Below are 22,340 nucleotides of genomic sequence, written 5' to 3'. Positions count from 1 at the left end.
ATGAACGAGCAGGAACTACGCCGGGTGGCCCGCCAATTGGCCCTGCCGGGTTTTAGCCTGGAAAGTCAAGAACGCCTTCGCCGCGCGCACGTGCTGGTCATCGGCGCCGGTGGTTTGGGCTGCCCCCTGCTGCAATCCCTCGCCGGGGCAGGGGTGGGGCGGTTGAGCATGATCGACGACGACGTGGTGAACCTCAGCAATATCCACCGGCAGATCCTCTTCGGTGCCTCCGACGAGGGAAAACCCAAGGTGGAGGTGGCCGCCGCTCGGCTGCGAGAGTTGCAGCCCGGAATCAACGTTACCGCGCTGTTCTCCCGCCTCGATGTGCATAACGCCCTTGGCCTCTTCCGCGCCGCCGACCTGGTGATCGACGGCTCCGATTCCTTTGCCACCAAGTACCTCAGCGCCGACGCAGCCGAGATCACCGGCACCCCCCTGATCTGGGGCACGGTTCTGCGCTTTTCCGGGCAGGTAGCCCTGTGGCACTCCGGGACCGCCGCACCCGGGGGCGGAGTGGGGCTGCGCGATCTCTTTCCCACCCAGCCCGGCCCCGATTTTGCCCCCGACTGCGCCACGGCGGGCGTGCTCGGTGCCACCACGGCGGTAGTGGGAAACCTCATGGCCACGGAGGCCATCAAACACCTCAGCGGCCTGCACCCCGTGATCCCCGGGCGCGTGACCTCCTACGACGCCCTCGCCGCCACGCTGCGCACCCTCACCGTCACCGCCGACCCCGCCCGCCCCCGCGTGCAGGAATTGCAGGACTCCTACGCGGCCGCGGCCTGCGCCGCGCCCGGCGATCCCGAGGCCGCCCGCGTGCTGCTTGCCGAGCTCCGCGCGGGCACCGCCACCGCCCTCGACGTGCGCGAGCCACACGAATCCCTGCTGGCCGATCTCCCCGCACCGATACGCCCCCACAGGCTGCCGTTGAGCGCCCTCGACGAGGCCGGTGAGCAGGTTCGCGCGGCATTAAACTCGCTGTCCACCCGGCGCGTGGTGGTGTACTGCGCCTCCGGGAAACGCAGCGCGGAGTTCGTGCGCAACTACGCCGCCCTGGCCCAGGAGATGGGGCACGAACTCATCAGCCTGCCCGGCGGGGTGCCACGCCCTTAATTAGGGCATAATCGGGGAATACGCATATCGGGGGTAAAGGAAATGTTGGAACATGGGGAGACGCTCATCGGCGCGGTGCAGAGTCACACGGCGGACTGGAACTGGGATCTGGTCTGGCGCGCGATACAGGTGGCGGTATCCGTCCTGGGGTTCATCACGGTGGTGTGGACGATCCGGTTGAACACCAAGGCACATATTCAAAAGGTGCTGGCGGATAATCGCGCCGAGTGGTGGCAGCGGTTCACTTGGGCGGTGGATAAGACTCAAGACTCTTCCACATTGCTCCGAGAAATGGGGTGGAACGCGCTGGAGGAACTCAGCGGCAGCGCCCTGCTGACGCCCACGGAATTATATTGGGTAAGGTCCGGTGCCCAAGTACTCCATCCCCGTCCCGTTCTTTGGTTACCCATCGACGGCCAATGGACACCCTGCTCCGTGGAGAAGTACGCTGGCCATAGCGCTAGAAGAGAGGAACCAGATCATGGTGTATCCGCTGTCACCCAGGTCCGAGATTTCGTACGCCCGTATCCAGACCAACATCGCCGATCGCATCGATGTCGAGGTTCCCGATAAGTACTACTACATGGTCGGCCGCACGCCGCCGAGGCTCCTGCCGAAGCCCCGGAAGCTCTGGGGCTTCATTCCGCTACCGCAGAAGAAAACACCTAAGCACCAAACCCGGCGCGTTTAAGAGCCTCTGCCATCGAACCACCGGCGGAGGTTCCCGCACCACCGCGGTGGCGGCCTCCTCGTCCACTCTGGTTCCGCCCAGACCGAGCGGCCTTATCCCCGCCACGCTTATTAGCGCCGCGCCTGTTCTTCCCCGTGGGTTTCTCCTCGCGGGTGGAACCGGGGTCATCGTCGAGCCGCAGGGTGAGCGAGATGCGCTTGCGCTCCACGTCCACGTCAAGGACTTTCACGCGCACCACTTCCCCGGAGCGCACCACGTCGCGCGGGTCGGAAACGAAGTTCTTGGACATGGCCGAGACGTGTACCAGCCCGTCCTGGTGTACTCCGATATCCACGAAGGCCCCGAAGGCCGCCACGTTGGAGACGGTGCCCTCCAGGATCATGCCGGGTTCCAGGTCGGAGACCTTTTCCACCCCTTCCTTGAAGGTGGCGGTAGTGAACTCCGGGCGGGGATCGCGGCCCGGCTTGTCCAGCTCCGCGATGATGTCCGTGACCGTGGGAACGCCAAAGGTCTCGTCCGCGTAGTCACCGGGGCGCAGCCCCTTGAGCAGGCGGGTGTTGCCGATGAGTTCGGCCACCGCGCAGCCCTGGGCGGCGGCGATGCGCTCCACCACGGGGTAGGCCTCGGGGTGGACGGCCGAGGCGTCGAGGGGTTCGGCACCGCCGTTGATGCGCAGGAAGCCCGCGCACTGTTCAAAGGCCTTGGGGCCCAGGCGCGGTACCTTGCCCAGTTCCTTGCGGGTGCTAAAGGCCCCGTGCTCGTCCCGATAGGCCACGATGTTCTCGGCCACGGTGGCCGTGACTCCGGCAACCCTGGTAAGCAGTGGCGCGGAGGCGGAGTTGAGGTCCACGCCCACGCCGTTGACGGCATCCTCCACCACGCCGTCGAGGGTGCGGGCCAGGGCCGCCTGGTTGACGTCGTGCTGGTATTGGCCCACGCCAATGGCCTTGGGGTCGATCTTGACCAATTCCGCCAGGGGATCTTGGAGGCGGCGGGCGATGGAGACCGCCCCGCGCAGGGAGACGTCCATGTGGGGGAATTCCTGGGCTGCCAGCTCGGAGGCCGAGTACACCGAGGCCCCGGATTCGGAGACCACCACGGGGGTGGGGCGCGCCGCTCCAGCCTGGGCGAGGGAGTCTGCCACCTCGCGGGCGAGTTTTTCCGATTCGCGCGAGGCCGTTCCGTTGCCCACGGCGAGGAGTTCCACCCCGTGCCGGGAGCACAGGGCCACCAGGGTCTCTAGGGCCTGCTTCCAGCGGTTTTGCGGTTGGTGAGGGTGGACGATGGCGGCATCAAGCACCTTTCCGGTGGCGTCTACCACCGCGCACTTCACGCCGTTGCGGTAGCCGGGGTCGAGCCCGAGCACGGCCTTGGGCCCGGCGGGGGCGGCGAGCAGCACGTCGCGTAGGTTGGCGGCAAAGACCGCTAGTGCCCCCTGCTCGGCGCGTTCCTTGAGCCGGGTGCGGGCGTCGAGGCCGGAGGAGACCTCTAGTTTGGTGCGCCAGCCCCAGCGCACGGCGTCGGCAAGCCAGCGCGAGGAGTGGGTGTCCAGGTCGAAGGCGCGGGCGATCATGCCCTCGTAGAGTTCGTCCTCACCCGCGTCAAGGTCGAGGCGCAGCACGCCCTCGGCCTCCCCGCGCAACAGGGCGAGGATGCGGTGGCTGGGCAGGGCGCGCAGCGGCTCGGAGAACTCGAAGTAGTCCTTGTATTTGGCCCCCTCGGTTTCCTTGCCCTCGATCACCCCGGAGCGCAGGTGCCCGCGCTCGAATACCTCCTCGCGCACCTCGCCCACGAGGTCGGCGTTGAGGGCAAAGCGGTCGATGAGGATGGCCCGTGCCCCGTCGAGGGCGGCCTTGGCGTCGGCGTATCCCTCGGTGAGGTAGGTGGCGGCGGTTTTCTCCGGGTCGAGGGAGGAATCGGCGATGAGGGCGTCGGTCAGCGGTTCCAGCCCGGCCTCGCGGGCCTTGTCTGCTTTGGTTTTGCGGCGCTTTTTAAACGGCGCGTAGAGGTCCTCTAGGCGGGCCTTGGTGGTGCATTCCGCGATCAGGGCGCGCAGGGTGTCATCGAGCTTGCCCTGTTCCTCGATGGCGGCCAGCACCGTTTCCTTGCGGTCTTGGAGTTCGCGCAGGTAGGTGGCGCGTTCTTCGACGGTGCGCAGGGCAGTGTCGTCGAGGCCGCCGGTGGCCTCCTTGCGGTAGCGCGCGATGAAGGGCACGGTGTTGCCCTCCTCAAGCAGGCGCAGGGCGGCCTCGACCTGCTCCCGGCCCGCGCCGATCTCCTGGGCGATGGTGGCTGCGATCATTCGGTTCATTGTAGCGGTAGCCCCCTGCCCACCATTGTGCTAGTTTTACTAGTTGTGCTAGTTCTTATTGATCCCCAGGACCCCCAGCCCATCTACGAGCAGATCGCGGCGCAGATTGAGCGCCAGATCCGCAAGGGGCCCGTCACGCCCGGGCAGCGCCTCCCCGCCGCCACGGAACTAGCCGCCTCCCTGAGCCTCAACCGCAACACCGTGCTCCAGGCCTACCGCCTGCTGCGCGATCGCGGGCTGGTGGAACTGCGTCGCGGGCGCGGCGCCGTGGCGCTCGCCCCACCCGAACCCGCCACCGACCAGGAGGTACAGCGCAGCGTCCAGGCGCTTATCGACGCCGCCCAGCGTCACCGCCTCTCCCTCGCTGACGTAACCAAGCTACTTTCCCAAGGAGGTCTGCAATGACTCGTTTTCTGCTCAGCACCGCCCTACCCACCGGCCTCATCAGCGCCGCCCTGCTGCTGTGGTCGTTTCTCCTCCTCGGTGAGGCCCCCAACCCCCTCGCCGTGCACTTCTCCGGCGCCACCCCCGATGGTTTTGCCTCCCCGTGGACGCTCTGGTTCCTCTCTACCGGCCTGGTGATCGCGCTCCTGGGGCTGTTCTGCTGGCTCGCCCGGCGCGGGCTGGCCTATGGTTTCGCGGCCCGTTTTCACGCCGGGAGCGCCGCCTTTTGCTGCTTCCTCGTCTCGGGAACCACGCTCATGCTTCTGCTCCTCCCTGTGGGTTCTTCCCTCACCGCCACCCCGATCCTTATTCTCCTGGGTGGCGCAATAACGAGCGGGGCACTCATCGCCGCGATCGCCCGGCCTCTGCCGCCGTACTCAACCGCCCCGATGGTTCCCGGCGCGCTAGAGATTCCCGCCGGCGGGGCCGCCACCTGGATCGGCACGACCTCCCTGCCTCTGCCGCTGATCGTTCTCCTGGGTCTTGGCACCGCCACCGTGCTCCTGTGCGGGGTGCTCTTGGAACCGTGGCCCCTGCCCGCCGGGCTGGTGATGTTCCTCATCACCCTGAGCACCGCCGCCTGGCAGGTGCGCGCCGATTCCCACGGCCTGACCGTTCGCTCCCTGGTGGGTTGGCCGCGCTTGACCATTGCCCCCGAAGAGATAAAGCACGCCGAGGTTGCTCGCCTCAACCCCGCCGACTGGGGTGGCTGGGGCTGGCGCATCTCCTCGCGCGGGCGCGCCCTCATGCTGCGGGGTGGCACCGGACTACGGGTGCATACCAAAACCGGAGGCATGGTCGAGGTGAGTTGCACGGACGCCGAGCACGCCGCCGCCGTGCTCAACTCCTATGCCGTGGCTCCCGAGGGTGCTGCCACGCACACGCGGCAACCTCGCCAGAGCTAAGGTGCCCGTTGAGGAGGTGCCGTACCAGTACGTGCCCTCCGGCAGGCAGGCCACCACGGCGGCGGTGGCCGCGCGCAGGTCGAGGTCGCTGCTCCCGTTGATGACGATGTGGTGCAGCACCTCCGCGATCGGTGGGCGCCCCTCTACCTGGGCGTACTGGGTGGCCAGCATGTTATCCGGCTCGCAGGTCAGATCCACCTCCTGCGCCCACAGCCCGGATACCGCATAACCGCGCCGTTCTAGTTCCTCCGGCAGCGCGGATTCACACCGCCGCCACTGCGCGGGCAGCAGGAGCGCCTGAAGATCGGTGGCGATGTCACGCACCCTTCCACCCCCGTTCCGCCAGGAAAGCGCGATCCTCCGCACTCAGCTCCGCGGCGTCGAGAAGCTCCGGGCGCACGGTCAGGGTGCGCAGCAGGGATTGCTCCCGCCGCCACCGATCCACCCGCGCATGATCCCCCGAGAACAGCACCTCCGGTATCTCTAAATCCCGCCACCGGCGGGGCTTGGTGTAACACGGCCCCTCCAGGAGCCCCTCGGAGAAACTATCCTCCTCGTGGCTGCGCCTATTTCCCAGCACCCCGGGAATCAGCCGCACGATCGCCTCCGCGATCACCAGGGCCGCCACCTCCCCGCCGATGAGCACGTAATCCCCGATGGATACCTCGCGCACGCGGTAGCGGCGGGCGGCATCCAGCAGCACGCGCTGGTCAATCCCCTCGTAGCGCCCGCAGGCAAAAACGATGTGCTCCTCGTGCGACCAGGCGCGCGCGTCCGCCTGCGTGAACGGCTTTCCGGCGGGGGTGGGCACGAGCAACAGCGGCAGGTCGCTGTCCTCCTCGCGCTCGGCGTAGTGGTGCTCGGCCACGCCCTCCAACTCGTCGTGGCGGGCGCGATCCAGGTGAGGCAGCGCGCTTTCAAGGGCGGGGGTGGCGGCGGTTCCGGTGGCGACGTCGTCAAGCGCGGGACCCCACACCTGGGGCTTCATCACCATGCCGGGCCCGCCGCCTGCCGGGGAGGAATCCACGGACTTGTGCCCGTCCGTGGCCCAGGCGCGCAGGTCATGCACCCCCACCTCCAGGCGGCCCTGCTCGATGGCCTTGCCCAGCAGCGCGTGACGCAGAGGGTCAAGGTACTCGGGAAAGATCGTGATGACGTCTAGGCGCATTAGAGTTCCAGCAACCCCTCGGGCGGGGTGATGGTCACCGTGCCGGCCTCCAGATCCACCTCGGGCACGATCTCCTCCACGAAGGGCACCAGGGCCTCCTTCCCGGACTCCAGGGTGACCTCCAGGAGATTGCGGTGCGGCCCGTGCATAATCCCCGTGACGGTGCCGATCTCCTCACCGGAGTGCAGCACACGCAGCCCCTCCAGCTCGTGATCATAAAAGCCCTCGTCATCGCCGCCCTCGCGGGGCTCGGCAAAGAACTGCATCCCGCGCAGGGAATCTGCCGCCGTGCGATCCGGCACCTCCTCGAAGGTCAGCAGCAGCCGCCCCTTGTGCGGGCGCATAGCGCTGACCGTGAGTTCCCGATCCTTCTTATTCTGCCTCCCGGTGAGCACCTGCCCCACGGCAAAGCGCTCCTCCGGCTCGTCCGTGGTGGCCTCCACGGAGACCTCACCCCGGATTCCGTGGGACTTGATTACCCTTCCGATCATCAGCTCCATGATCTAGCAGTCTAGCCAGGCCCCGAGGTGCAGGGCCCAACGCCCGAGGGACGGCGGTAACCTCGATGGCATCTACTCGTTCCCCCAGTACTCCTACCCCCAGCCTTGAAGGAAAACCATGCCCGCCACCACCGCCTCCACCCCGCATATCCAACCCCACGGCGCACCCATCGCGGAAACGGTGCTGCTGCCCGGCGATCCGCTGCGCGCCAAGTTCATCGCGGAGACCTACCTCAAAGATGTGGTGCAGTTCAATTCCGTGCGCAACATGCTCGGCTACACCGGCACCTATCGGGGCCTGGAGGTCTCCGTGATGGGTTCCGGCATGGGAATCCCCTCCATCTCCCTCTACGCCTACGAGCTGATCCACTTCTTCGGGGCCACGAGGCTCATTCGCGTGGGCTCCTGCGGGGCGCTACAAAAGCACCTGGATACCTACGAGATCATCGTGGCCCAGGGGGCCTGCACGGACTCCCGCTTCCTGGAACAGTACAAGGTGCCCGGTACCTTCGCGCCCATCGCGTCCTGGCGGCTGCTCTCCGCGATCCAGGAGGAGGCCGCCAGGAAGGGGATCACCACGCACGTGGGCAATATCCTCTCCAGCGATACCTTCTATGGCGATGATGACACCGCCGTGGAGCGATGGTCCCGCATGGGGGTGTTGGGCGTGGAAATGGAGTCCGCGGGGCTCTACGCCGTGGCGGCCCGCGCCGGGGTGGAGGCCCTGGGCGTGTTTACCGTCTCCGATAACATTCTCACCGGGGCCTCCACCACCCCCGGAGGAACGCCAAACCGCCTTTACCTCCATGATGGAGCTGGCCCTGCCGCTGGTGGCGGTCTAAACAGGCGGTATAGGCACGGGGCGACGAACCCCGGCCTAGTTCAATGAGATGAACCCCAGTGCCGCCTCTAGATCATCGAGGAGCGCCGCCATGCGCGCCTGCGCCTCGGCGCGATCCTGGGCGATCACCTCCACGTAGCACTTGAGCTTGGGTTCCGTGCCGGAGGGACGCAGGATCACCCGATCATCGGCCTGCGTGAATAACACCGCACCTGGGGTAGCGGGCAGGCCCCGGTACCCCGCGCCGAGGTCATGGGTGGCGGTGACCGTGATTCCGCCCAGGGAGTCCGGCGGGGCGGACATAAAGCGTTCCACCGCCGCCGTGGCCTGTTCCGGGGAATCCATGCGCACCGTGAGCGGGCGGGTGAGGTACACGCCATAGGTGGCGTCGATGCGCCTACCGTATTCCCGCAGATCCTCGCCGTGCGCCTCGCAGCGCGCCGCCAATAGGGCCACGCGCAGGCAGGCGGCAATGCCGTCCTTGTCCCGCACCGCCCAGGGATCGGGGCAATAACCAATGGCCTCCTCATACCCAAATACCAACCCCGGCACCCGGCCGATCCACTTGAAGCCGGTGAGCGTGGGCTCAAAACCCAGCCCATGCCGCCGCGCGATGCGCTCCAGAAGCCTCGAACTCACGATGGAACAGGCCAGCACTCCCTCCCCTGCGGCGCAGCGGGCGGCCTCCTCCCCCAGCAGCGCGCCCACGCGATCCCCGCTGAGTTGCTCCCAACGGGTTCCGCTGTCCTCGTCCGCCCCACCCGCCGGGATCGCCACCGCGCACCGATCCGCGTCCGGGTCTAAAGCCAGGATCAGCCGCGCGCCGGTGGCCTCGGCGGTGGCATAGGCCAGGTCAAGGGCTCCGGGCTCCTCCGGATTGGGGAAGGCCACGGTGGGAAAGTCCGGGTCGGGCCGCTGCTGCTCCGCCACCGGGGTCACCGCGCTAAAGCCCGCCTCGCGCAGCACGCGCACGAGCGTCTCCCCACCCACCCCGTGCAGTGCGGTCACCACGATGGGCAGGTCGCAGGGCGCGGGGCGTTCGCTTATCGACGCCCCGTCTAGCACCGCGCGCACATAGGCCGCCACGATTTCCTCCCCCACCGGCACCAGGTATTCGCTCTCCTCATCTTCCGCAGGGGCAAAGCGCGGCACCTCGTCGGCGGGCTCGGCGGCCTCGATCGCGGCGGCGATCTCGCGGTCATCGGGGGAAATGAGTTGGACGCCCCGGGCGGCGTCGGTAGGCACCGCGCGTCCGCCCAGGTACACCTTGTAGCCGTTATCCTGCGGGGGATTGTGCGAGGCGGTGACCATCACGCCCGCCTCGCAGCCCAGCTGCCGCACCGCGAAGGCCGTCACGGGGGTAGGCAGTTGCTCTGGTAAAAACAGCACCTCGCACCCGGCGGCGGCCAGCACCTCCGCCGCCGCGCGGTGAAACTCGCGGGAGCCGTGGCGGGCGTCGCAGCCCACCGCCACGCGGGGGCGCGTCCCCCAGCCCTCGCGCTCCCCGCGCGCGCTCAGCCAACGGCCCAGGCCCCGGCTCGCGCGGATCACGGTGGCCAGGTTCATGCGGCTTTCCCCCGCGCCGAGCCGACCGCGCAGGCCGGCGGTGCCAAAGGTCAGCGGCCCGGCGAAGCGCTGCTCCAGCTCCGGGTCACACCGAGCGATGAGCGCATCTATCTCCGCCCTGGTGCGCGGGTCGGGATCGTGATCGCGCCAGTGGCGGGCGCGGGCTAGGGTCTCTGCGCCGGGTTCCCGCTGCGCGGACACTCCCCTACCCCTCCACCACGGCACGGCTCGACGAGCAGCCCAGGCGCGTGGCCCCGGCCTCGATCATGGCGCGGGCGGTGGCGGCGTCGCGGATACCCCCGGAGGCCTTGACCCCTAAACGATCGCCCACCGTCTGTCGCATGAGGCGTACGGCGTGCTGCGTGGCCCCGCCCGCCGGGTGGAATCCGGTGGAGTTCTTTACAAAGTCCGCCCCGGCGGCCTCGGCGGCGCGGCAGGCCAGCACGATCTGCTCGTCGCTGAGCGCGGCGGCCTCAATAATCACCTTGAGCACCACACCGGGGACGGCCTGGCGCACCGCGCGAATATCATCCTCTACCGCCTGCGCATTGTTTTCCCTAGCGGCGGCGACGTTGATCACCATGTCGATCTCCTCGGCCCCGTGAGCGGCGGCCAGGGCGGCCTCGGCGGCCTTGACGGAACTGTGGTGCGCCCCGGAGGGGAAGCCGCACACCACCGCCAGGTGCAGGCCCTCGGGGAGGTCGGCGGCCAGCGGCAGGTGCGAGGGAGAAACGCACACGGAGTAGCAGCCGAGGTCTGCGGCCTCGGTAATAAGTTCCGCGACGTCCTGCGCCGTGGCCTCGGGCTTGAGCAGGGTGTGGTCGATCATGCGGGCGATGGTGCTCATAGGGGTGTCCTCCTGATGGTTTTAAGAAATAACGTCATGCACGAGCGTGCGCGGCGCAGGTGGTTCCTCCCCGATGCGGATACCGGGGGTGATGGACTCCAGGGCGCGATCCAGGCGCTCCGGGGTGTCGGTGTGCAGCGTCGCAATCGGCTGCCCCGGCACCACCCGCTGCCCGTAGTCCACGTGCAATTCTATGCCCGCCCCGGCCTGCACCGCGTCCTCCTTGCGGGCACGCCCCGCGCCCAGCCGCCAGGAACCCACGCCCAGGGCCAAGGCATCGAGCCTATCCACGTATCCCTCGTGCTCCGCGCGCACCTCGTGCGTGTGACGGGCGGTGGGCAGCGGGGCCTCGGGGTCCCCGCCCTGGGCGATCACCATGCGCCGCCAGGTGTCCATCGCCCGGCCGCCATCGAGGGCTGCTTCCACGTCGGCCTCGGGCACGCCCGCAATCTCCAGCATGGCGCGGGCCAGGGTGCAGGTGAGTTCGCGCACGTCCACCGGCCCACCGCCGCTCAGCACCTCCACGGCCTCGCGCACCTCCAGGGCGTTGCCGATGGTGCGCCCCAGGGGCACCTCCATGTCCGTGAGCAGGGCGCGCGTGGCCACGCCCGCGTTCGTTCCGAGGTCTACCATCGTGCGCGCGAGTTCCCGCGCGGAGTCCACCTCGCGCATGAAGGCCCCGGAACCCACCTTCACGTCCAGCACCAGCCCGGAGGTGCCCTCCGCGATCTTCTTGCTCATGATGGAACTGGCGATCAAGGGTATGCAGTCCACGGTGGCCGTGACGTCCCGCAGGGCGTACAGTTTCCTGTCCGCCGGGGCAAGATCGGCGCTAGCCGCGGCCACCACGGCACCCACGTCCTCCAGAATCTCCCGCATGCGCCCGGTGCTCATCTCCGGCGACCAGCCAGCAATGGCCTCCAACTTATCCAGGGTGCCGCCGGTGTGCCCCAGCCCGCGCCCGGAGAGCTGCGGCACGGCCACCCCAAAGCTCGCCACCAGCGGCCCCAGCGGCAGCGTCACCTTATCGCCCACCCCGCCCGTGGAATGCTTATCGACGGTCCTCTTGGTCAAGGTTCCCAGGTCAAGGGTGCTGCCACTGGCGATCATCGCGCGCGTCCACTGCGCGATCTCGCGGCGGTTCATTCCGCGCAGGAAGATCGCCATTGCCAGAGCCGCCATCTGCTCCTCGGCCACTACCCCGCGCGTATAGGCATCCACCACCCAGGCGATCTGGGCCTCCTCCCACTCGCCGCCATCGCGCTTGGCTCGGATAATGTCCACCACGTCAAACTGCTCGGTGCTGCTCATGGTTATGCCTGGCCCCTTCGCTCGTATTTACCGTGCCGATATTCCCTCATGCGGTATGGCTCGGATTAAGTTGGCCGGTTTCCGTACTGAAGTTTATCATCTTTATCAAAACGTAATCCTTGTCTTTTATGGCCTCACGCCCTGATATCCCAGGAGACTCCATGACTCCCCCGCCCTCCCTCGATACCGCCCGGCGGCTCCTCGACGCCGCGCGCGACGTTGCCCACCGCGCCTGGGTGCCCTACAGCCGCTTCCCCGTGGGCGCGGCGGTGCTCACCGCCCAGGGGCAGATCGTTTCCGGCTGCAACGTGGAAAACGCCGCCTATGGCGAGGCCATCTGCGCCGAACGCAACGCCGTCACCAGTATGGTCGCCGGTTCTGACCGACCCGAAGGGGCTACGCCCCCGACCATCGAGGCCGTGGCGGTGGTGGGCCTGCGCGCCGCTCCCTGCTGGCCCTGCGGCGCCTGCCGCCAGGTGCTGCGCGAGTTCCACTGCCACCACGTGATCGTGGAGGACGCCTCCGGGGAACCCATCACCGTGTCCTTTGCAGAGATTTTGCCCCACTCCTTTGGCCCCGAGGCCTTAACTTCCGCCCCTCACACGCAGGGAGAATAGAAAATGGATCGTTTTCAAGGGCTCATCGGCATTGCCTGCATCTTTGCCATCATCGTGGCCTTTTCCAGCAGCCGCCGCGATATTAAATGGCGCACCCTGGGCGTGGGCTTTGCCCTCCAGGCAATCTTCGCCCTCCTGGTACTCAAATGGGAACCGGGGTTCCAGGCCCTCAAGGCCACCGCCAACGGAATATCCAAACTCATCGACTTCACCAACGAGGGCACCAGCTTTGTCTTTGGCTCCCTCTTTGACACCGAGGGCGGCTTTGTCTTTGCCCTCAACGTGCTGCCCATCATCGTATTCCTGGGTGCGATCATCGGCGCACTCTACTACCTGCGCGTCTTGCAATGGTTCGTGGAGATCGTGGGCACCGCGCTGAACAAGATTCTGGGCACCTCCAAGCTCGAATCCGTGTGGGCCTCCACCGTGATCTTTCTCGGACAATCCGAGGCACCCCTGGTGATTAAACCCTGGCTGCCCAAACTCACCCGCTCCGAACTCTTCGCCTGCATGACAGGCGGCTTCGCTTCCGTGGCCGGCTCCACCCTCATCGGCTACTCCCTGCTGGGCGCGCCCCTGGAATACCTGCTTGCCGCCTCCATCATGAACGCCCCCGGCTCCCTCATCGTGGCCAAGGGGCTCATGCCGGAAACCGAACAATCCGTGGCCAGCGCCAACGTGCGCGACATTCGGGATACCGAAAACCGCAACCTCATCGACGCCCTCGGAGCCGGGGCGCTCTCCGGCGGGCGCATCGCCGTGACCGTAGCCTGCCTGCTGGTGGCCTTCATCGCACTCATCGCCATGATCTCCGCCGCGCTCGGGGGCATCGGCCACCTCTTTGGGCAGGAAAACTGGTCCCTCGACGGGCTCTTTGGAATCCTCTTTAGCCCCGTGGCCTGGGCCATCGGCGTGCCCTGGGACGAGGCCTCCCTGGTGGGCAACTTCATCGGCCAAAAGACCATCCTCAACGAGTTTGTGGGCTACACCAGCTTCTCCGAGCACGTGGACACCATGAGCGCCAAGGCGATCATGCTCAGCACCTTTGCCCTGGCGGGCTTTGCCAACCTGGCCTCCATCGCCATTCAGATCGGCTCCTTCGGGGCGCTGTGCCCGGAGCGGCGTTCCGACGTCGCGGAACTAGGGCTGCGCGCGCTCTTCGCCGGGTTCCTCACCAACATGCTCAACGCGGCGATTGTGGGGGTAATTGTGTTTTAAAGGAGGGGCGGGGTATTATTCCCACCCCTCTTTTCCCCGGAGGCTAATCCTCTAGCACATCAATGTAGTAGGCCATCGCGGAGTACTTCCGGTCATGCGAATCCACCTCCTCAATCACCGCCTCCACATCGACCTCACCCGGGAGAAAAACCTTTTTGATACCCGGGTCCACCAGCATCACCTTCAGCTTTCCCGTGTCGAATATCGCGTTGATGGACGCGGCGATTTGCTCCCGGGTTGGCCCAAAGGGACTGTAATCGAAGAAACAATACACGTCGTACAGGGAGGGCCAGTCCCTAACCTCTTCAAGGTATTCCTCCACCCAATAGTAAAGATCTTTTCCCATACCAATACCCCTTAGTCCCCTTCACCTTTGACATGCAGTTTATGCTTTTCCTTTTTCCACCAGTATCCTTGGAAAAATCCAACGTCATACCTCCAGATTTACTATCATTCCTGAAGTAGATAGTCGAGCCACCCCCATACATCACATAAGGATTCTTAAGGGAAGAGAGCTTCACCTCGGCACCATCCGAATCAAGCCTGGCTTGAGCGCCAGTAGCTTCACAGAATAGATCCCATATCTCATCCTCATTATTCGCAAGCCAAATGAATGACTTTTCTCTTTAGGCCCTTCAAACCGCTCCGCAAGATACTTCTTCGCCTGCTCAAAATCTTTCCATCCCTCCTGCGTGAAGGCGGTATGGCGACAATCCCGAACAGTTCCCGCAGGCGGAACTTCCCCTGCCTGCGCCACCACTACAGCAGGAACAGTGGAGAAGAAAGTTCCTGCGACTAGAATGGAACCAAAAATTTTCTTCACACTTAGGCGCATAGTATCACTCCATCAACACGCTGAAAAATGTTTCCAGCTCCACCAAACTCTACACTTTCCCCGGGAGCCACCGACTGACAATCACTATCGGGGGAACCCGGCAAAGGACTGGTGATCGAGTTTTTCCTCACCTTCACAAAAAATGCCTCTCCTCCCTCAGCACAATTATTCTCCACTATCGCTTTCCCATCCTTAACTTTCACTTCCACACAGCTAGGAGCGGGATCCCCACTAGCATAGTATGAGAATGAGGAGCCAGCAGAACCAATCTCCATCACCGAAAAGCTATCCAGATCTACCTCAACAACTTCACCAGAGGCCAAGGAAAAATCTTGCCCATCACCACTCTCTGCATTTGCTACCGGCAGCACCAACATCGAACATAGGGCAGGCACCAAAATTTTAGCCAAGGATACCGAAAGTCTCATCCCAGACAACTCCTCACAGATAGAAGAGTATCGGACAATGACGAGAATAACACCATCCAGCGAGATATTAAACAAGAATTTCAATTATTTTCAATACTATTGCAAAAAATGGGCAAGATCCAATAAAAATACCCCATACACTGCAAGAACATCAAACATCTGCATCACCCGAACACGTACAGACCTTATAGGGTTAGATCACCCGCTTCACCTATGGTGATTACGTATCTATCTGCCCACCCCGTAGTCACGAACCCCCTCTATACCCCACCCTGATTCCCTCTAGAAGTGCTAGCCCGCATACCCCTTCTTCTACCTCACAAAGCGGGAGCCGCCCGCACATAAAACTCCTCCACAGAAGGTTCCGTCATGGCTGGCGTGAGCAGTTCAAAGTTCTCCACCAGCCGCAGTGGCGTGAACTGCTTGCACCTCGCCGCGGTGCTATCGCCCTCCGAGTTCGTCACCCGGCACAACACATGCGCATCAGTTTCCGAAATATCCTGGAAGATCAAATCAGGTTCCTTATCCCGGTAGGCATGGGAACGGATCAAATACTCCGGCCGATAAGGCTGCCAATCACCGCCGTCCTTGCTGCCAATGCTCATGGTGAGGGACATGGGAGTCACCGGGGTTATCGCAGCAAGCACGAGCGACCACACCGCAAACAAGGGCCGGAGGGGTAAGCGATCCCCCGTCACCGCCACGGTGAGGAGAAAGGTGGCCCACTCCCCGTTCTCCGGGGCCTCGCCCAACATTGCCGGGAGGTTGTGATAATCGTGCACCTCCCACAGCGCAGCCGAAGCAGCGGGAGCGGCGCTGATCTTCCACTCGCACTCCCCGGTGCACGAAAACCCCAGGATTTTCTCACAGTCCCGGAAATCCCGCAGCGGATCAATATCCTCATTCAACACAGTTCCCCGTGGGTAGGAGGCCGCTAACTCCATATTCACGGAAAGGCTATCCCCACCGATCAGCAGGGGCTTCCTTATCCCAAAACATTCTTCATCGTACATACCTGGCCCCATGTGGCTCATAGCAGTGAAAATATCAAGAAGAAATATATTCTTCCCGTTCACCCGCCCGCCATACCCCGTTCACCTCCACCCCCTACCATCACCCCCATGTCTGTTTCCCGTCGTCTCTTCCTGGCTTCCTCCGGCCTCGTCACCGCCAGCACCCTCCTCCCCCACGCAGCCACCGCAGCCTCTTCCAATACACAAGCCTCCTCTTCCTTCGGCGGCCTTATCCCCGAGCGCCCCTCCCTTACGCACGGCGTGGCCTCGGGCGATATTCGCCCCGATGGTGCCCTGATCTGGACTCGGGCGGATCGCCCCAGCCGCCTCATCGTGGAGGTCTCCCCCACCGATTCCTTTCACAATCCCCGCCGTTTCACCGGCATGACCATGACCCCGCAGTCCGATCACACCGGCAAACTCCGCCTGGTGGGTCTCAATACCGATTCCGATGTTCATTACCGGGTGTTCGCCCAGGACCTCGATACCGGCCTGTTCTCCGAGCCGGTGCAGGGGACGTTCCGCACCGCGCCGTCGCAAAGCAGGAATATCCGCTTCCAGTGGTCGGGCGATGTGGCGGGCCAGGGTTATGGCATTAATCCCGATCTTGGTGGTTGGACGGCGTGGTCAAAGATGGCGGAGCGCAACCCGGACTTTTTTATTCATTCCGGGGATACCATCTATGCGGATAATAAGATCGAGGAATCGGTGACGCTGCCCGATGGGCGGGTGTGGCGCAATATCGTCACGGAGGCGAAGTCCCGCGTGGCGCAGAGCCTGGACGATTATCGCGGCAATTATGCCTATAACCTCATGGACGCGCATTACCGCCATTTCAATTCCCTCGTGCCGCAGATCGTGCAGTGGGATGACCATGAGACGGTAAATAACTGGTATCCGGGTGAGGTGCTTGACCTCCCGGAGTATCGGGTGAAGGACGTGAATACCCTGGCCGGGTGGGCGCACCAGGCTTTCCACGAGTGGCAGCCCACCGATCAGAGCATGGCGGTGGATGGGCGCATTTATCGCAAGATTTCCTATGGGCCGCTACTGGATATTTTTGTGCTGGACATGCGTTCCTATAAGGACGATAACGAGCTGAATCATCGCGGCACCAAGGCCGATGGCGCGATCCTGGGTGAGCAGCAGGAAAAGTGGCTGATTCAGGGCCTGCAATCCTCCACCGCCACGTGGAAGGTGGTGGCTAATGATCTTCCGCTGGGGATCATCGTGCCGGACGGCAAGAGTGGTAATCAGGAGGGCGTGGCCAACGGCGGGCCGGGGGCTCCGGTGGGGCGGGAATCGGAGATCGCCCGCGTGCTGCACGCGATCCGCGAGGTGCGCAACGTGGTGTGGCTGACGGCCGATGTGCATTACACCGCGGCGCACCACTATCACCCGGATCGCGCGGCGTTCCAGGAGTTCTCGCCGTTTTGGGAGTTTGTTTCCGGCCCGCTGCAAGCCGGGGCCTTTGGGCCGAATGAGATGGATTCCACCTTTGGGCCCGAGGTGGTATATGTGCACGCCCCGGAGGAGCCCAATCAGTCTCCCTTAGACGAGTTCCAGCACTTTGGTGAGGTGGACATCAACGGGGAAACCCAAGAAATGACGGTCAAACTGCTCACCACCCAGGGCACGGAATTGTACCGTACCACCCTCGTTCCCCAGCGCTAGGAGGCATGAGATATACCAAAGCCCGCCCTGGGCGATCCTCGGGGCGGGCATGAGCATCGTGGTGCTATCGCACCACGCAATAATTACTCGGCGGACTCTTCCTCGGCGTCCTTCTCGCCAGCCTCGGCGGCGGCCTTCTCCGCAGCCAGCTTCTCGGCTGCGGCCTTGGCCTCCTTCTCCTCCTTGGCCTTGCGCTTCTTCTCCACCACGTCCTCCACGGAGGGGCCGTTGTTGGCCTCGGACAGGGCCTCGTTGAACAGATCCAGCTTGGACTTCTTCTCCGGGGCCACCTTCAGGGTGCCCTCGGCGCCCTCGATGCCCTTGAACTTCTGCCAGTCGCCGGTGACCTTGAGCAGGGCCAGCACGGGCTCGGTGGGCTGAGCGCCCACGCCCAGCCAGTACTGGGCGCGCTCGGAGTCGATCTTGATAACGGAGGGGTTCTCCTTGGGCTCGTAGATGCCGATGTTCTCGATCACCTTGCCGTCGCGGCGGGTGCGGGCGTCCGCGATCACCACGCGGTAGTGCGGGGTGCGGATCTTGCCGAGGCGCTGGAGCTTGATCTTGACAGCCATGCTGGTGTGTCCTTTTCTGTTGGTCACTGGGCAGTTCGGGCACCCGCCCAGGTGGGGCGGGCCGGTTCAACCCTTGGATTAGCCTGCGCGTGAACCTGCTGGCCGGCCGTGGCCGGGAACAGCGTCACACAGGAATGTTCTAGCGCTGCCCACGCTGGGGCAACCCGGAAAATACTACTACAGCGACCTTCCCCGGCGCTACTTGCCCTTACCCTGACCAAAGTCCAGGTTGTTGAGGTCAATATTCTCCATGCCCTTGGGCATCTTGGGCATTCCCTTGGCCAGTTTGCCCAGGCCACCCAGGCCGGGCATACCGCCCCCGGCCTCCATCTGCTGCTGCAACTGCTGGAGTTGCGCCATGTCCGGCATTCCGGCTCCCATTCCCCCCATGCCGGGCATCTTGGGCGGGGTGGGCCCCTTCTTGGCGGGCTTGCGCTTGCCGTTCTTTCCCTTGCGGCCCTTGGGCTTCTTCTTGGTGGCAGAGCGCATGCCGCCGCCCATGCCAAACTGCCCGGCCATCTTGCCCATCATCTTCTTGGCCTCAAAGAACCGCTCCACCAGCTGGTTCACGTCGGAGACCTCCACGCCGGAACCGGCGGCGATGCGCTTGCGGCGTGAGGCGTTAAGGATCTTGGGGTTTTCCCGCTCCTGCGGGGTCATGCCCCGGATGATGGCCTGGATGCGGTCGAGTTGCTTCTCATCGACCATGTCCGCCATCTGGTTCATCTGCTTGCCGCCGGGCAGCATCTTCAGCAGGTTGCCAATGGGCCCCATGCGGCGGATCATCAGCATCTGATTCAGGAAGTCCTCCAGGGTGAGTTCCCCGGTGCCGATCTTCTGGGCGGTGGCCTCCGCCTGCTGCTGGTCAAAGACGGTCTCCGCCTGCTCGATCAGGGAGAGCATATCGCCCATGCCCAGGATTCGGCTGGCCATGCGCTCGGGGTGGAATACGTCAAAGTCCTCCAGCTTCTCGCCGGTGGAGGCAAAGAGGATGGGCTTGCCGGTGACCTCGCGGATAGAGAGCGCCGCGCCGCCTCGGGCGTCGCCGTCGAGCTTGGTAAGCACCACGCCGGTGAAGTCCACGCCGTCGCGGAAGGCCTCGGCGGTGCTCACCGCGTCCTGGCCGATCATCGAGTCGATGACAAAGAGCACTTCGTCCGGCTGCACGGCGTCGCGGATATTGCGGGCCTGCGTCATGAGTTCTTCGTCGATGCCCAGGCGGCCCGCGGTATCCACGATCACCACGTCGTGCTGGGCGCGGCGAGCCTCCTCGATTCCGGCCTGGGCCACGGCCACGGGATCGCCGTGGGAGGTACCCATCTCATGCTCCGAGGAGTCGATGGAGGTGCCGGGATCGGGGGCAAAGGTGGGCACCCCGGCGCGCTCGCCCACGATCTGCAACTGCTGCACGGCGCCGGGGCGCTGGAGGTCGCAGGCCACCAGCATGGGGGTGTGCCCCTGCTTTTCTAGGTGCTTGGCCAGTTTTCCGGCCAGGGTGGTCTTACCCGCGCCCTGCAAGCCGGCGAGCATAATCACGGTGGGCGGGTTCTTGGCCAGGTTGAGCCTGCGGGTCTCCCCGCCGAGGATCGCGGTGAGTTCCTCGTTGACGATCTTGATGACCTGCTGGGCGGGGTTGAGCGCCTGGGAGACCTCCGCGCCGCCAGCGCGCTCCTTGACGCGCTTGATGAAGCCGCGCACCACGGGGAGGGAGACGTCCGCCTCTAGCAGCGCCAGGCGGATTTCCCGCGCGGTGGCGTTAATATCGGCCTCGGTGAGTTTGCCCTTTCCGCGGATACCGCTGAGCGCTCCGGAAAGGCGATCGGACAAAGACTCAAACACGTTGGTGCTGCTCCCTCGTAGAACTACGGGCTGTTCACTGCTTGGTTTAGTCTACGTTACCGCCCATCGCGCGGGCGATCCCGCGCTCCACCGCCACGCGATCTATGCCCTGTTCCAAGCGAGCCTGGACGATCATGGTGCCACCCACGTTGCGCATGGTCAGCCACCGCGCCGGGGCAAGCGCTGTGGCCACCGCTCCGAGCGCGCCCACGCTATCCACGGCGCGCACCTCCACCACCGAGCCGTGCCAGTAGACGTCCGTTTGGGTGGAGGCCACCACCGGCAGGTCGCGGTACACCCCGGAACGGTAGGCGCGCACGAGGCCCTGGGTGTCCAGGCTGGGGTGGACGGTGGATCGCACCTCAAACTCGGCGTGCACCTGGCCGTCGGTGCGGGTGATAACGCGGGCGGCGTCGATAGTCCAGGCCTTGGCCGCGATCACGGCGAGCACCCCCGTGAGCCCCGTGCCGCCGGCGGAGCGCCAATACACGGTGGAACCTCGCACGCCGATGTCCGCCGGGGCGTTGACCAGCGGCGGGGTGGGGGAAAGCGCGGTGAGGTGGCGGCGGGCCCGCCCGCTGAGTTCCGCGATGCCGTGGGCCAGGCGGAGGTTCCACACCCCCGGCCCCGTGGCCTGGGCGTCCGCCGGGGCCAGGGCCGTGAGCAGATCCAGGGTCAGCAGGTCATAGTGCACGGCGCGCAGCAGCTCATCGACGGTCTCCTCCGCTCCGGGATCGCGGGTGGACACCAGCCGGGCCAGCGTGGTGTGCTCCGCCACGATGGTTTGCACGCAGCTGCGCTCCCGGAGGTTGAGCCCCAGGCGCGTGCCCATGCGCGCCACGAGTTCCGCCCCCACCAGTTCGTGCGGGCGGCGCTGCCCCTTGCCGATGTCGTGATAGAGCGCCGCGAGCAGCAACAAATCCGGCCGCGCCACCGTGGTCTTGGCCGAGGCGCAGCGCGCCAACACCCCCAGGGTGTGCTCGTCGATGGTGTGGGTGTGGCTGGGCTCGGCGGGCATGCGCCCGCGAATATGCGCCCATTCCGGCACCACCCTTTCCCACAGCCCCCGGGCGTCCATCTGGCGGATCAGCGGGGCGCTGTGCTCCGGGGAATTAAGCAGCGAAAGAAAGTCCAGGGCCGCCTGGCGGGAGAATCGCTCGGGCAGGGGCGGCAGGGCACCCAGTTGTGCCCAGGTGCGCGGGGCCACGGGCAATCCGGTACGGGCTGCCGACGCCGCCACGCGCAGCAGCAGGGCGGGGTCATCGAGGTGCGGCTTGCGGGCAAGCACGATCCGCCCGCTATCCTCCACCACGTCCACGTCCAGGGGGCGGCGAACCCGCTTCCGGGTGCGAGTGCCCAGGAGATCCCTGGCCTGCGCCAGGGCGGCGGTGAGTTCCTCCTCCACGCGGCGGGCATTCGCCGCCAGGGCGCGCCCCAGGGCGTAGCGATCCCCAAAGCCCAAGTCCAGCGCGATCTCGGCGGCGAACTCGGGATCGAGCACGTCCCGACGCCGCCGTGCGTGCCGGTGGAGGCGCGCGCGGACGTCGAGAAGCAAAGCGCGCTCCGCGCGCAGGTCGGGCATATCGCAGACGTTGCCCAGGGCCAAGGCCCGCAGCAGCTCTATGTCCCGCAGCCCGCCGCGCCCGTGCTTGAGGTCGGGGCGGGTCATGGTGACCAGCGAGCCGGAGCGACGCCACCGCGCGATCGCCGTATCCACCACGGCATTGAAGCTGCGGCTGAGTTCCCTGCGCCAGGTGCGCAGCACGGCGCCTCGGCACCGCGCGGTCAGAGCCTCCTCCCCCCGCAGGTGGCGCAGATCGAGCAGCGCCAGGGCGGCGGTGGCCTCCTGCGTAATCAGCTCCACGCAGTCGGTGGGGCTGCGCACCGAGTGATCCAGGCGCCGCCCGGCGTCCCAGATGGGATACCACAGGCTCTCCACCTGCTCCCGGCTAGGCTGGCTGCCCTCCGGGTGCAGCAGGATCAGATCAACGTCGGAGTATTCCGTGGCCTCCCCCCTGGCCACGGAGCCGGTGGCCGCCAGCGCGCAGCCCGCCGGAACCTCCAGAAGGTCCAGCAGGCGGTTCACAGGGCCTCGTGGTCGCGCTCCCCGGTGCGCACCCGCACCACCTGCTCCACCGGGCTCACCCACACCTTGCCGTCACCCACCTTGCCGGTGTGTGCGGCCTCGGTGATGGCGGTGACCACATCGTTGAGGGCCTCATCCTCGATGAGCACCTCCACCTTGACCTTGGGCACGAACTCCGTGGCATACTCCGCGCCCCGGTAGAGTTCCGTGTGCCCGCGCTGCTGACCAAAGCCCTGGGTTTCGGTGACGGTCATGCCGTAGATGCCCAGTGCGTCCAGGCTCTCCCGGATATCGGACAAGGTAAAGGGCTTGACCACTGCGGTAACGAGTTTCATTCCTGCTCTCCTTCGCGCTTGGGCGG

General features: G+C 65.4%; 21 protein-coding genes and 1 pseudogene. 8 read left to right on the top strand and 14 right to left on the bottom strand.

The window, feature by feature from the left end:
- Both Cocul_RS02155 and Cocul_RS02150 read left to right on the top strand, forming a co-directional pair.
- Positions 1-1,113: a ThiF family adenylyltransferase gene (locus Cocul_RS02155; protein WP_055121666.1), complete on the top strand. Its 1,113-nt coding sequence runs from the start codon at positions 1-3 to the stop codon at positions 1,111-1,113.
- Between the two features lie 481 nt (positions 1,114-1,594).
- Positions 1,595-1,804: a hypothetical protein gene (locus tag Cocul_RS02150; protein ID WP_055121665.1), complete on the top strand. Its 210-nt coding sequence runs from the start codon at positions 1,595-1,597 to the stop codon at positions 1,802-1,804.
- Here the strand turns inward: Cocul_RS02150 and Cocul_RS02145 are convergent.
- Positions 1,779-4,106, bottom strand: a complete 2,328-nt coding sequence (locus Cocul_RS02145; protein WP_425388761.1) for a Tex family protein — start codon at positions 4,104-4,106, stop codon at positions 1,779-1,781. The two genes, Cocul_RS02150 and Cocul_RS02145, sit on opposite strands and share 26 nt — an antisense overlap.
- A gap of 54 nt (positions 4,107-4,160) precedes the next feature.
- On the opposite strand from Cocul_RS02145, the gene Cocul_RS02140 reads away from it, so the two are divergent.
- Complete coding sequence (locus tag Cocul_RS02140) at positions 4,161-4,520, top strand: GntR family transcriptional regulator (RefSeq protein WP_055121663.1); 360 nt, start codon at positions 4,161-4,163, stop codon at positions 4,518-4,520.
- Complete coding sequence (locus tag Cocul_RS02135; RefSeq protein WP_055121662.1) at positions 4,517-5,464, top strand: hypothetical protein; 948 nt, start codon at positions 4,517-4,519, stop codon at positions 5,462-5,464. Before Cocul_RS02140 ends, Cocul_RS02135 begins: the two co-directional genes overlap by 4 nt.
- Before the next feature lie 316 nt (positions 5,465-5,780).
- Here Cocul_RS02135 and trmD read toward each other — a convergent pair whose 3' ends face one another.
- Entirely contained in the window at positions 5,781-6,632 is an 852-nt protein-coding gene (gene trmD / locus Cocul_RS02125; RefSeq protein WP_055121660.1) for a tRNA (guanosine(37)-N1)-methyltransferase TrmD, read from the bottom strand.
- Positions 6,632-7,132: a ribosome maturation factor RimM gene (gene rimM / locus Cocul_RS02120; protein ID WP_055121659.1), complete on the bottom strand. Its 501-nt coding sequence runs from the start codon at positions 7,130-7,132 to the stop codon at positions 6,632-6,634. Before rimM ends, trmD begins: the two co-directional genes overlap by 1 nt.
- A 118-nt stretch (positions 7,133-7,250) precedes the next feature.
- On the opposite strand from rimM, the pseudogene deoD reads away from it, so the two are divergent.
- A pseudogene (deoD, locus tag Cocul_RS02115) lies at positions 7,251-7,974 on the top strand (purine-nucleoside phosphorylase).
- Between the two features lie 35 nt (positions 7,975-8,009).
- Here deoD and Cocul_RS02110 read toward each other — a convergent pair.
- The 3 genes from Cocul_RS02110 to Cocul_RS02100 are packed head-to-tail and all read right to left on the bottom strand — an operon-like array spanning position 8,010 to position 11,697.
- On the bottom strand, positions 8,010-9,740 hold the full coding sequence (locus tag Cocul_RS02110) for a phospho-sugar mutase (protein ID WP_055121658.1): 1,731 nt from the start codon (positions 9,738-9,740) through the stop codon (positions 8,010-8,012).
- 4 nt (positions 9,741-9,744) lie between these two features.
- The gene (deoC, locus tag Cocul_RS02105; protein ID WP_055121657.1) at positions 9,745-10,386 is read right to left on the bottom strand and encodes a deoxyribose-phosphate aldolase; all 642 of its coding nucleotides are present in this window, start codon (positions 10,384-10,386) and stop codon (positions 9,745-9,747) included.
- Positions 10,387-10,407: 21 nt separating this feature from the next.
- The gene (locus Cocul_RS02100; RefSeq protein WP_055121656.1) at positions 10,408-11,697 is read right to left on the bottom strand and encodes a thymidine phosphorylase; all 1,290 of its coding nucleotides are present in this window, start codon (positions 11,695-11,697) and stop codon (positions 10,408-10,410) included.
- A 161-nt stretch (positions 11,698-11,858) separates the two neighbouring features.
- Between Cocul_RS02100 and Cocul_RS02095 the strand changes: the two genes are divergently transcribed.
- Together Cocul_RS02095 and Cocul_RS02090 are read left to right on the top strand one after the other, a co-directional pair.
- Entirely contained in the window at positions 11,859-12,314 is a 456-nt protein-coding gene (locus tag Cocul_RS02095) for a cytidine deaminase (RefSeq protein WP_055121655.1), read from the top strand.
- 3 nt (positions 12,315-12,317) lie between these two features.
- A complete protein-coding gene (locus Cocul_RS02090; RefSeq protein ID WP_055121654.1) occupies positions 12,318-13,532 on the top strand; it encodes a NupC/NupG family nucleoside CNT transporter in 1,215 nt (404 codons plus the stop codon).
- A 43-nt stretch (positions 13,533-13,575) separates the two neighbouring features.
- Here Cocul_RS02090 and Cocul_RS02085 read toward each other — a convergent pair whose 3' ends face one another.
- The 4 genes from Cocul_RS02085 to Cocul_RS02080 form a co-directional block, all read right to left on the bottom strand.
- Positions 13,576-13,878 carry a hypothetical protein gene (locus tag Cocul_RS02085; RefSeq protein ID WP_055121653.1) on the bottom strand — a complete coding sequence of 101 codons (303 nt, stop codon included), beginning with the start codon at positions 13,876-13,878 and terminating at the stop codon, positions 13,576-13,578.
- Positions 13,879-14,049: 171 nt separating this feature from the next.
- Positions 14,050-14,355, bottom strand: a complete 306-nt coding sequence (locus tag Cocul_RS12190) for a hypothetical protein (protein WP_150114309.1) — start codon at positions 14,353-14,355, stop codon at positions 14,050-14,052.
- 2 nt (positions 14,356-14,357) lie between these two features.
- A complete protein-coding gene (locus Cocul_RS12185; protein ID WP_160318481.1) occupies positions 14,358-14,870 on the bottom strand; it encodes a hypothetical protein in 513 nt (170 codons plus the stop codon).
- 242 nt (positions 14,871-15,112) lie between these two features.
- On the bottom strand, positions 15,113-15,745 hold the full coding sequence (locus tag Cocul_RS02080; RefSeq protein ID WP_150114307.1) for a hypothetical protein: 633 nt from the start codon (positions 15,743-15,745) through the stop codon (positions 15,113-15,115).
- Positions 15,746-15,916: 171 nt separating this feature from the next.
- Here Cocul_RS02080 and Cocul_RS02075 point away from each other — a divergent pair, with 171 nt between their 5' ends.
- On the top strand, positions 15,917-17,482 hold the full coding sequence (locus Cocul_RS02075) for an alkaline phosphatase D family protein (RefSeq protein ID WP_055121651.1): 1,566 nt from the start codon (positions 15,917-15,919) through the stop codon (positions 17,480-17,482).
- 83 nt (positions 17,483-17,565) lie between these two features.
- On the opposite strand, the gene rpsP is transcribed toward Cocul_RS02075, so the two are convergent.
- The 4 genes from rpsP to Cocul_RS02055 form a co-directional block, all read right to left on the bottom strand.
- On the bottom strand, positions 17,566-18,054 hold the full coding sequence (gene rpsP / locus Cocul_RS02070) for a 30S ribosomal protein S16 (RefSeq protein WP_055121650.1): 489 nt from the start codon (positions 18,052-18,054) through the stop codon (positions 17,566-17,568).
- A gap of 198 nt (positions 18,055-18,252) precedes the next feature.
- Positions 18,253-19,893, bottom strand: a complete 1,641-nt coding sequence (gene ffh, locus Cocul_RS02065; protein WP_055121649.1) for a signal recognition particle protein — start codon at positions 19,891-19,893, stop codon at positions 18,253-18,255.
- 46 nt (positions 19,894-19,939) lie between these two features.
- The gene (locus Cocul_RS02060; protein WP_055121648.1) at positions 19,940-21,979 is read right to left on the bottom strand and encodes a [protein-PII] uridylyltransferase; all 2,040 of its coding nucleotides are present in this window, start codon (positions 21,977-21,979) and stop codon (positions 19,940-19,942) included.
- Positions 21,976-22,314, bottom strand: a complete 339-nt coding sequence (locus Cocul_RS02055; RefSeq protein WP_055121647.1) for a P-II family nitrogen regulator — start codon at positions 22,312-22,314, stop codon at positions 21,976-21,978. Before Cocul_RS02055 ends, Cocul_RS02060 begins: the two co-directional genes overlap by 4 nt.
- Positions 22,315-22,340 lie beyond the last annotated feature (26 nt).

The sequence above is a fragment of the Corynebacterium oculi genome (assembly GCF_001412105.1).
Lineage (GTDB): Bacteria > Actinomycetota > Actinomycetes > Mycobacteriales > Mycobacteriaceae > Corynebacterium > Corynebacterium oculi.
This window is presented reverse-complemented; position numbering and strand designations above follow the sequence as displayed.

What these genes read in the sequence shown, in the direction of transcription:
- Cocul_RS02155 (WP_055121666.1), top strand. Translation starts at nt 1, where the DNA reads ATGAACGAGCAGGAACTACGCCGGGTGGCCCGCCAATTGGCCCTGCCG.
- Cocul_RS02150 (WP_055121665.1), top strand. Translation starts at nt 1,595, where the DNA reads ATGGTGTATCCGCTGTCACCCAGGTCCGAGATTTCGTACGCCCGTATC.
- Cocul_RS02145 (WP_425388761.1), bottom strand. Translation starts at nt 4,106, where the DNA reads ATGATCGCAGCCACCATCGCCCAGGAGATCGGCGCGGGCCGGGAGCAG.
- Cocul_RS02135 (WP_055121662.1), top strand. Translation starts at nt 4,517, where the DNA reads ATGACTCGTTTTCTGCTCAGCACCGCCCTACCCACCGGCCTCATCAGC.
- trmD (WP_055121660.1), bottom strand. Translation starts at nt 6,632, where the DNA reads ATGCGCCTAGACGTCATCACGATCTTTCCCGAGTACCTTGACCCTCTG.
- rimM (WP_055121659.1), bottom strand. Translation starts at nt 7,132, where the DNA reads ATGGAGCTGATGATCGGAAGGGTAATCAAGTCCCACGGAATCCGGGGT.
- deoC (WP_055121657.1), bottom strand. Translation starts at nt 10,386, where the DNA reads ATGAGCACCATCGCCCGCATGATCGACCACACCCTGCTCAAGCCCGAG.
- Cocul_RS02100 (WP_055121656.1), bottom strand. Translation starts at nt 11,697, where the DNA reads ATGAGCAGCACCGAGCAGTTTGACGTGGTGGACATTATCCGAGCCAAG.
- Cocul_RS02095 (WP_055121655.1), top strand. Translation starts at nt 11,859, where the DNA reads ATGACTCCCCCGCCCTCCCTCGATACCGCCCGGCGGCTCCTCGACGCC.
- Cocul_RS02090 (WP_055121654.1), top strand. Translation starts at nt 12,318, where the DNA reads ATGGATCGTTTTCAAGGGCTCATCGGCATTGCCTGCATCTTTGCCATC.
- Cocul_RS02085 (WP_055121653.1), bottom strand. Translation starts at nt 13,878, where the DNA reads ATGGGAAAAGATCTTTACTATTGGGTGGAGGAATACCTTGAAGAGGTT.
- Cocul_RS02075 (WP_055121651.1), top strand. Translation starts at nt 15,917, where the DNA reads ATGTCTGTTTCCCGTCGTCTCTTCCTGGCTTCCTCCGGCCTCGTCACC.
- rpsP (WP_055121650.1), bottom strand. Translation starts at nt 18,054, where the DNA reads ATGGCTGTCAAGATCAAGCTCCAGCGCCTCGGCAAGATCCGCACCCCG.
- Cocul_RS02055 (WP_055121647.1), bottom strand. Translation starts at nt 22,314, where the DNA reads ATGAAACTCGTTACCGCAGTGGTCAAGCCCTTTACCTTGTCCGATATC.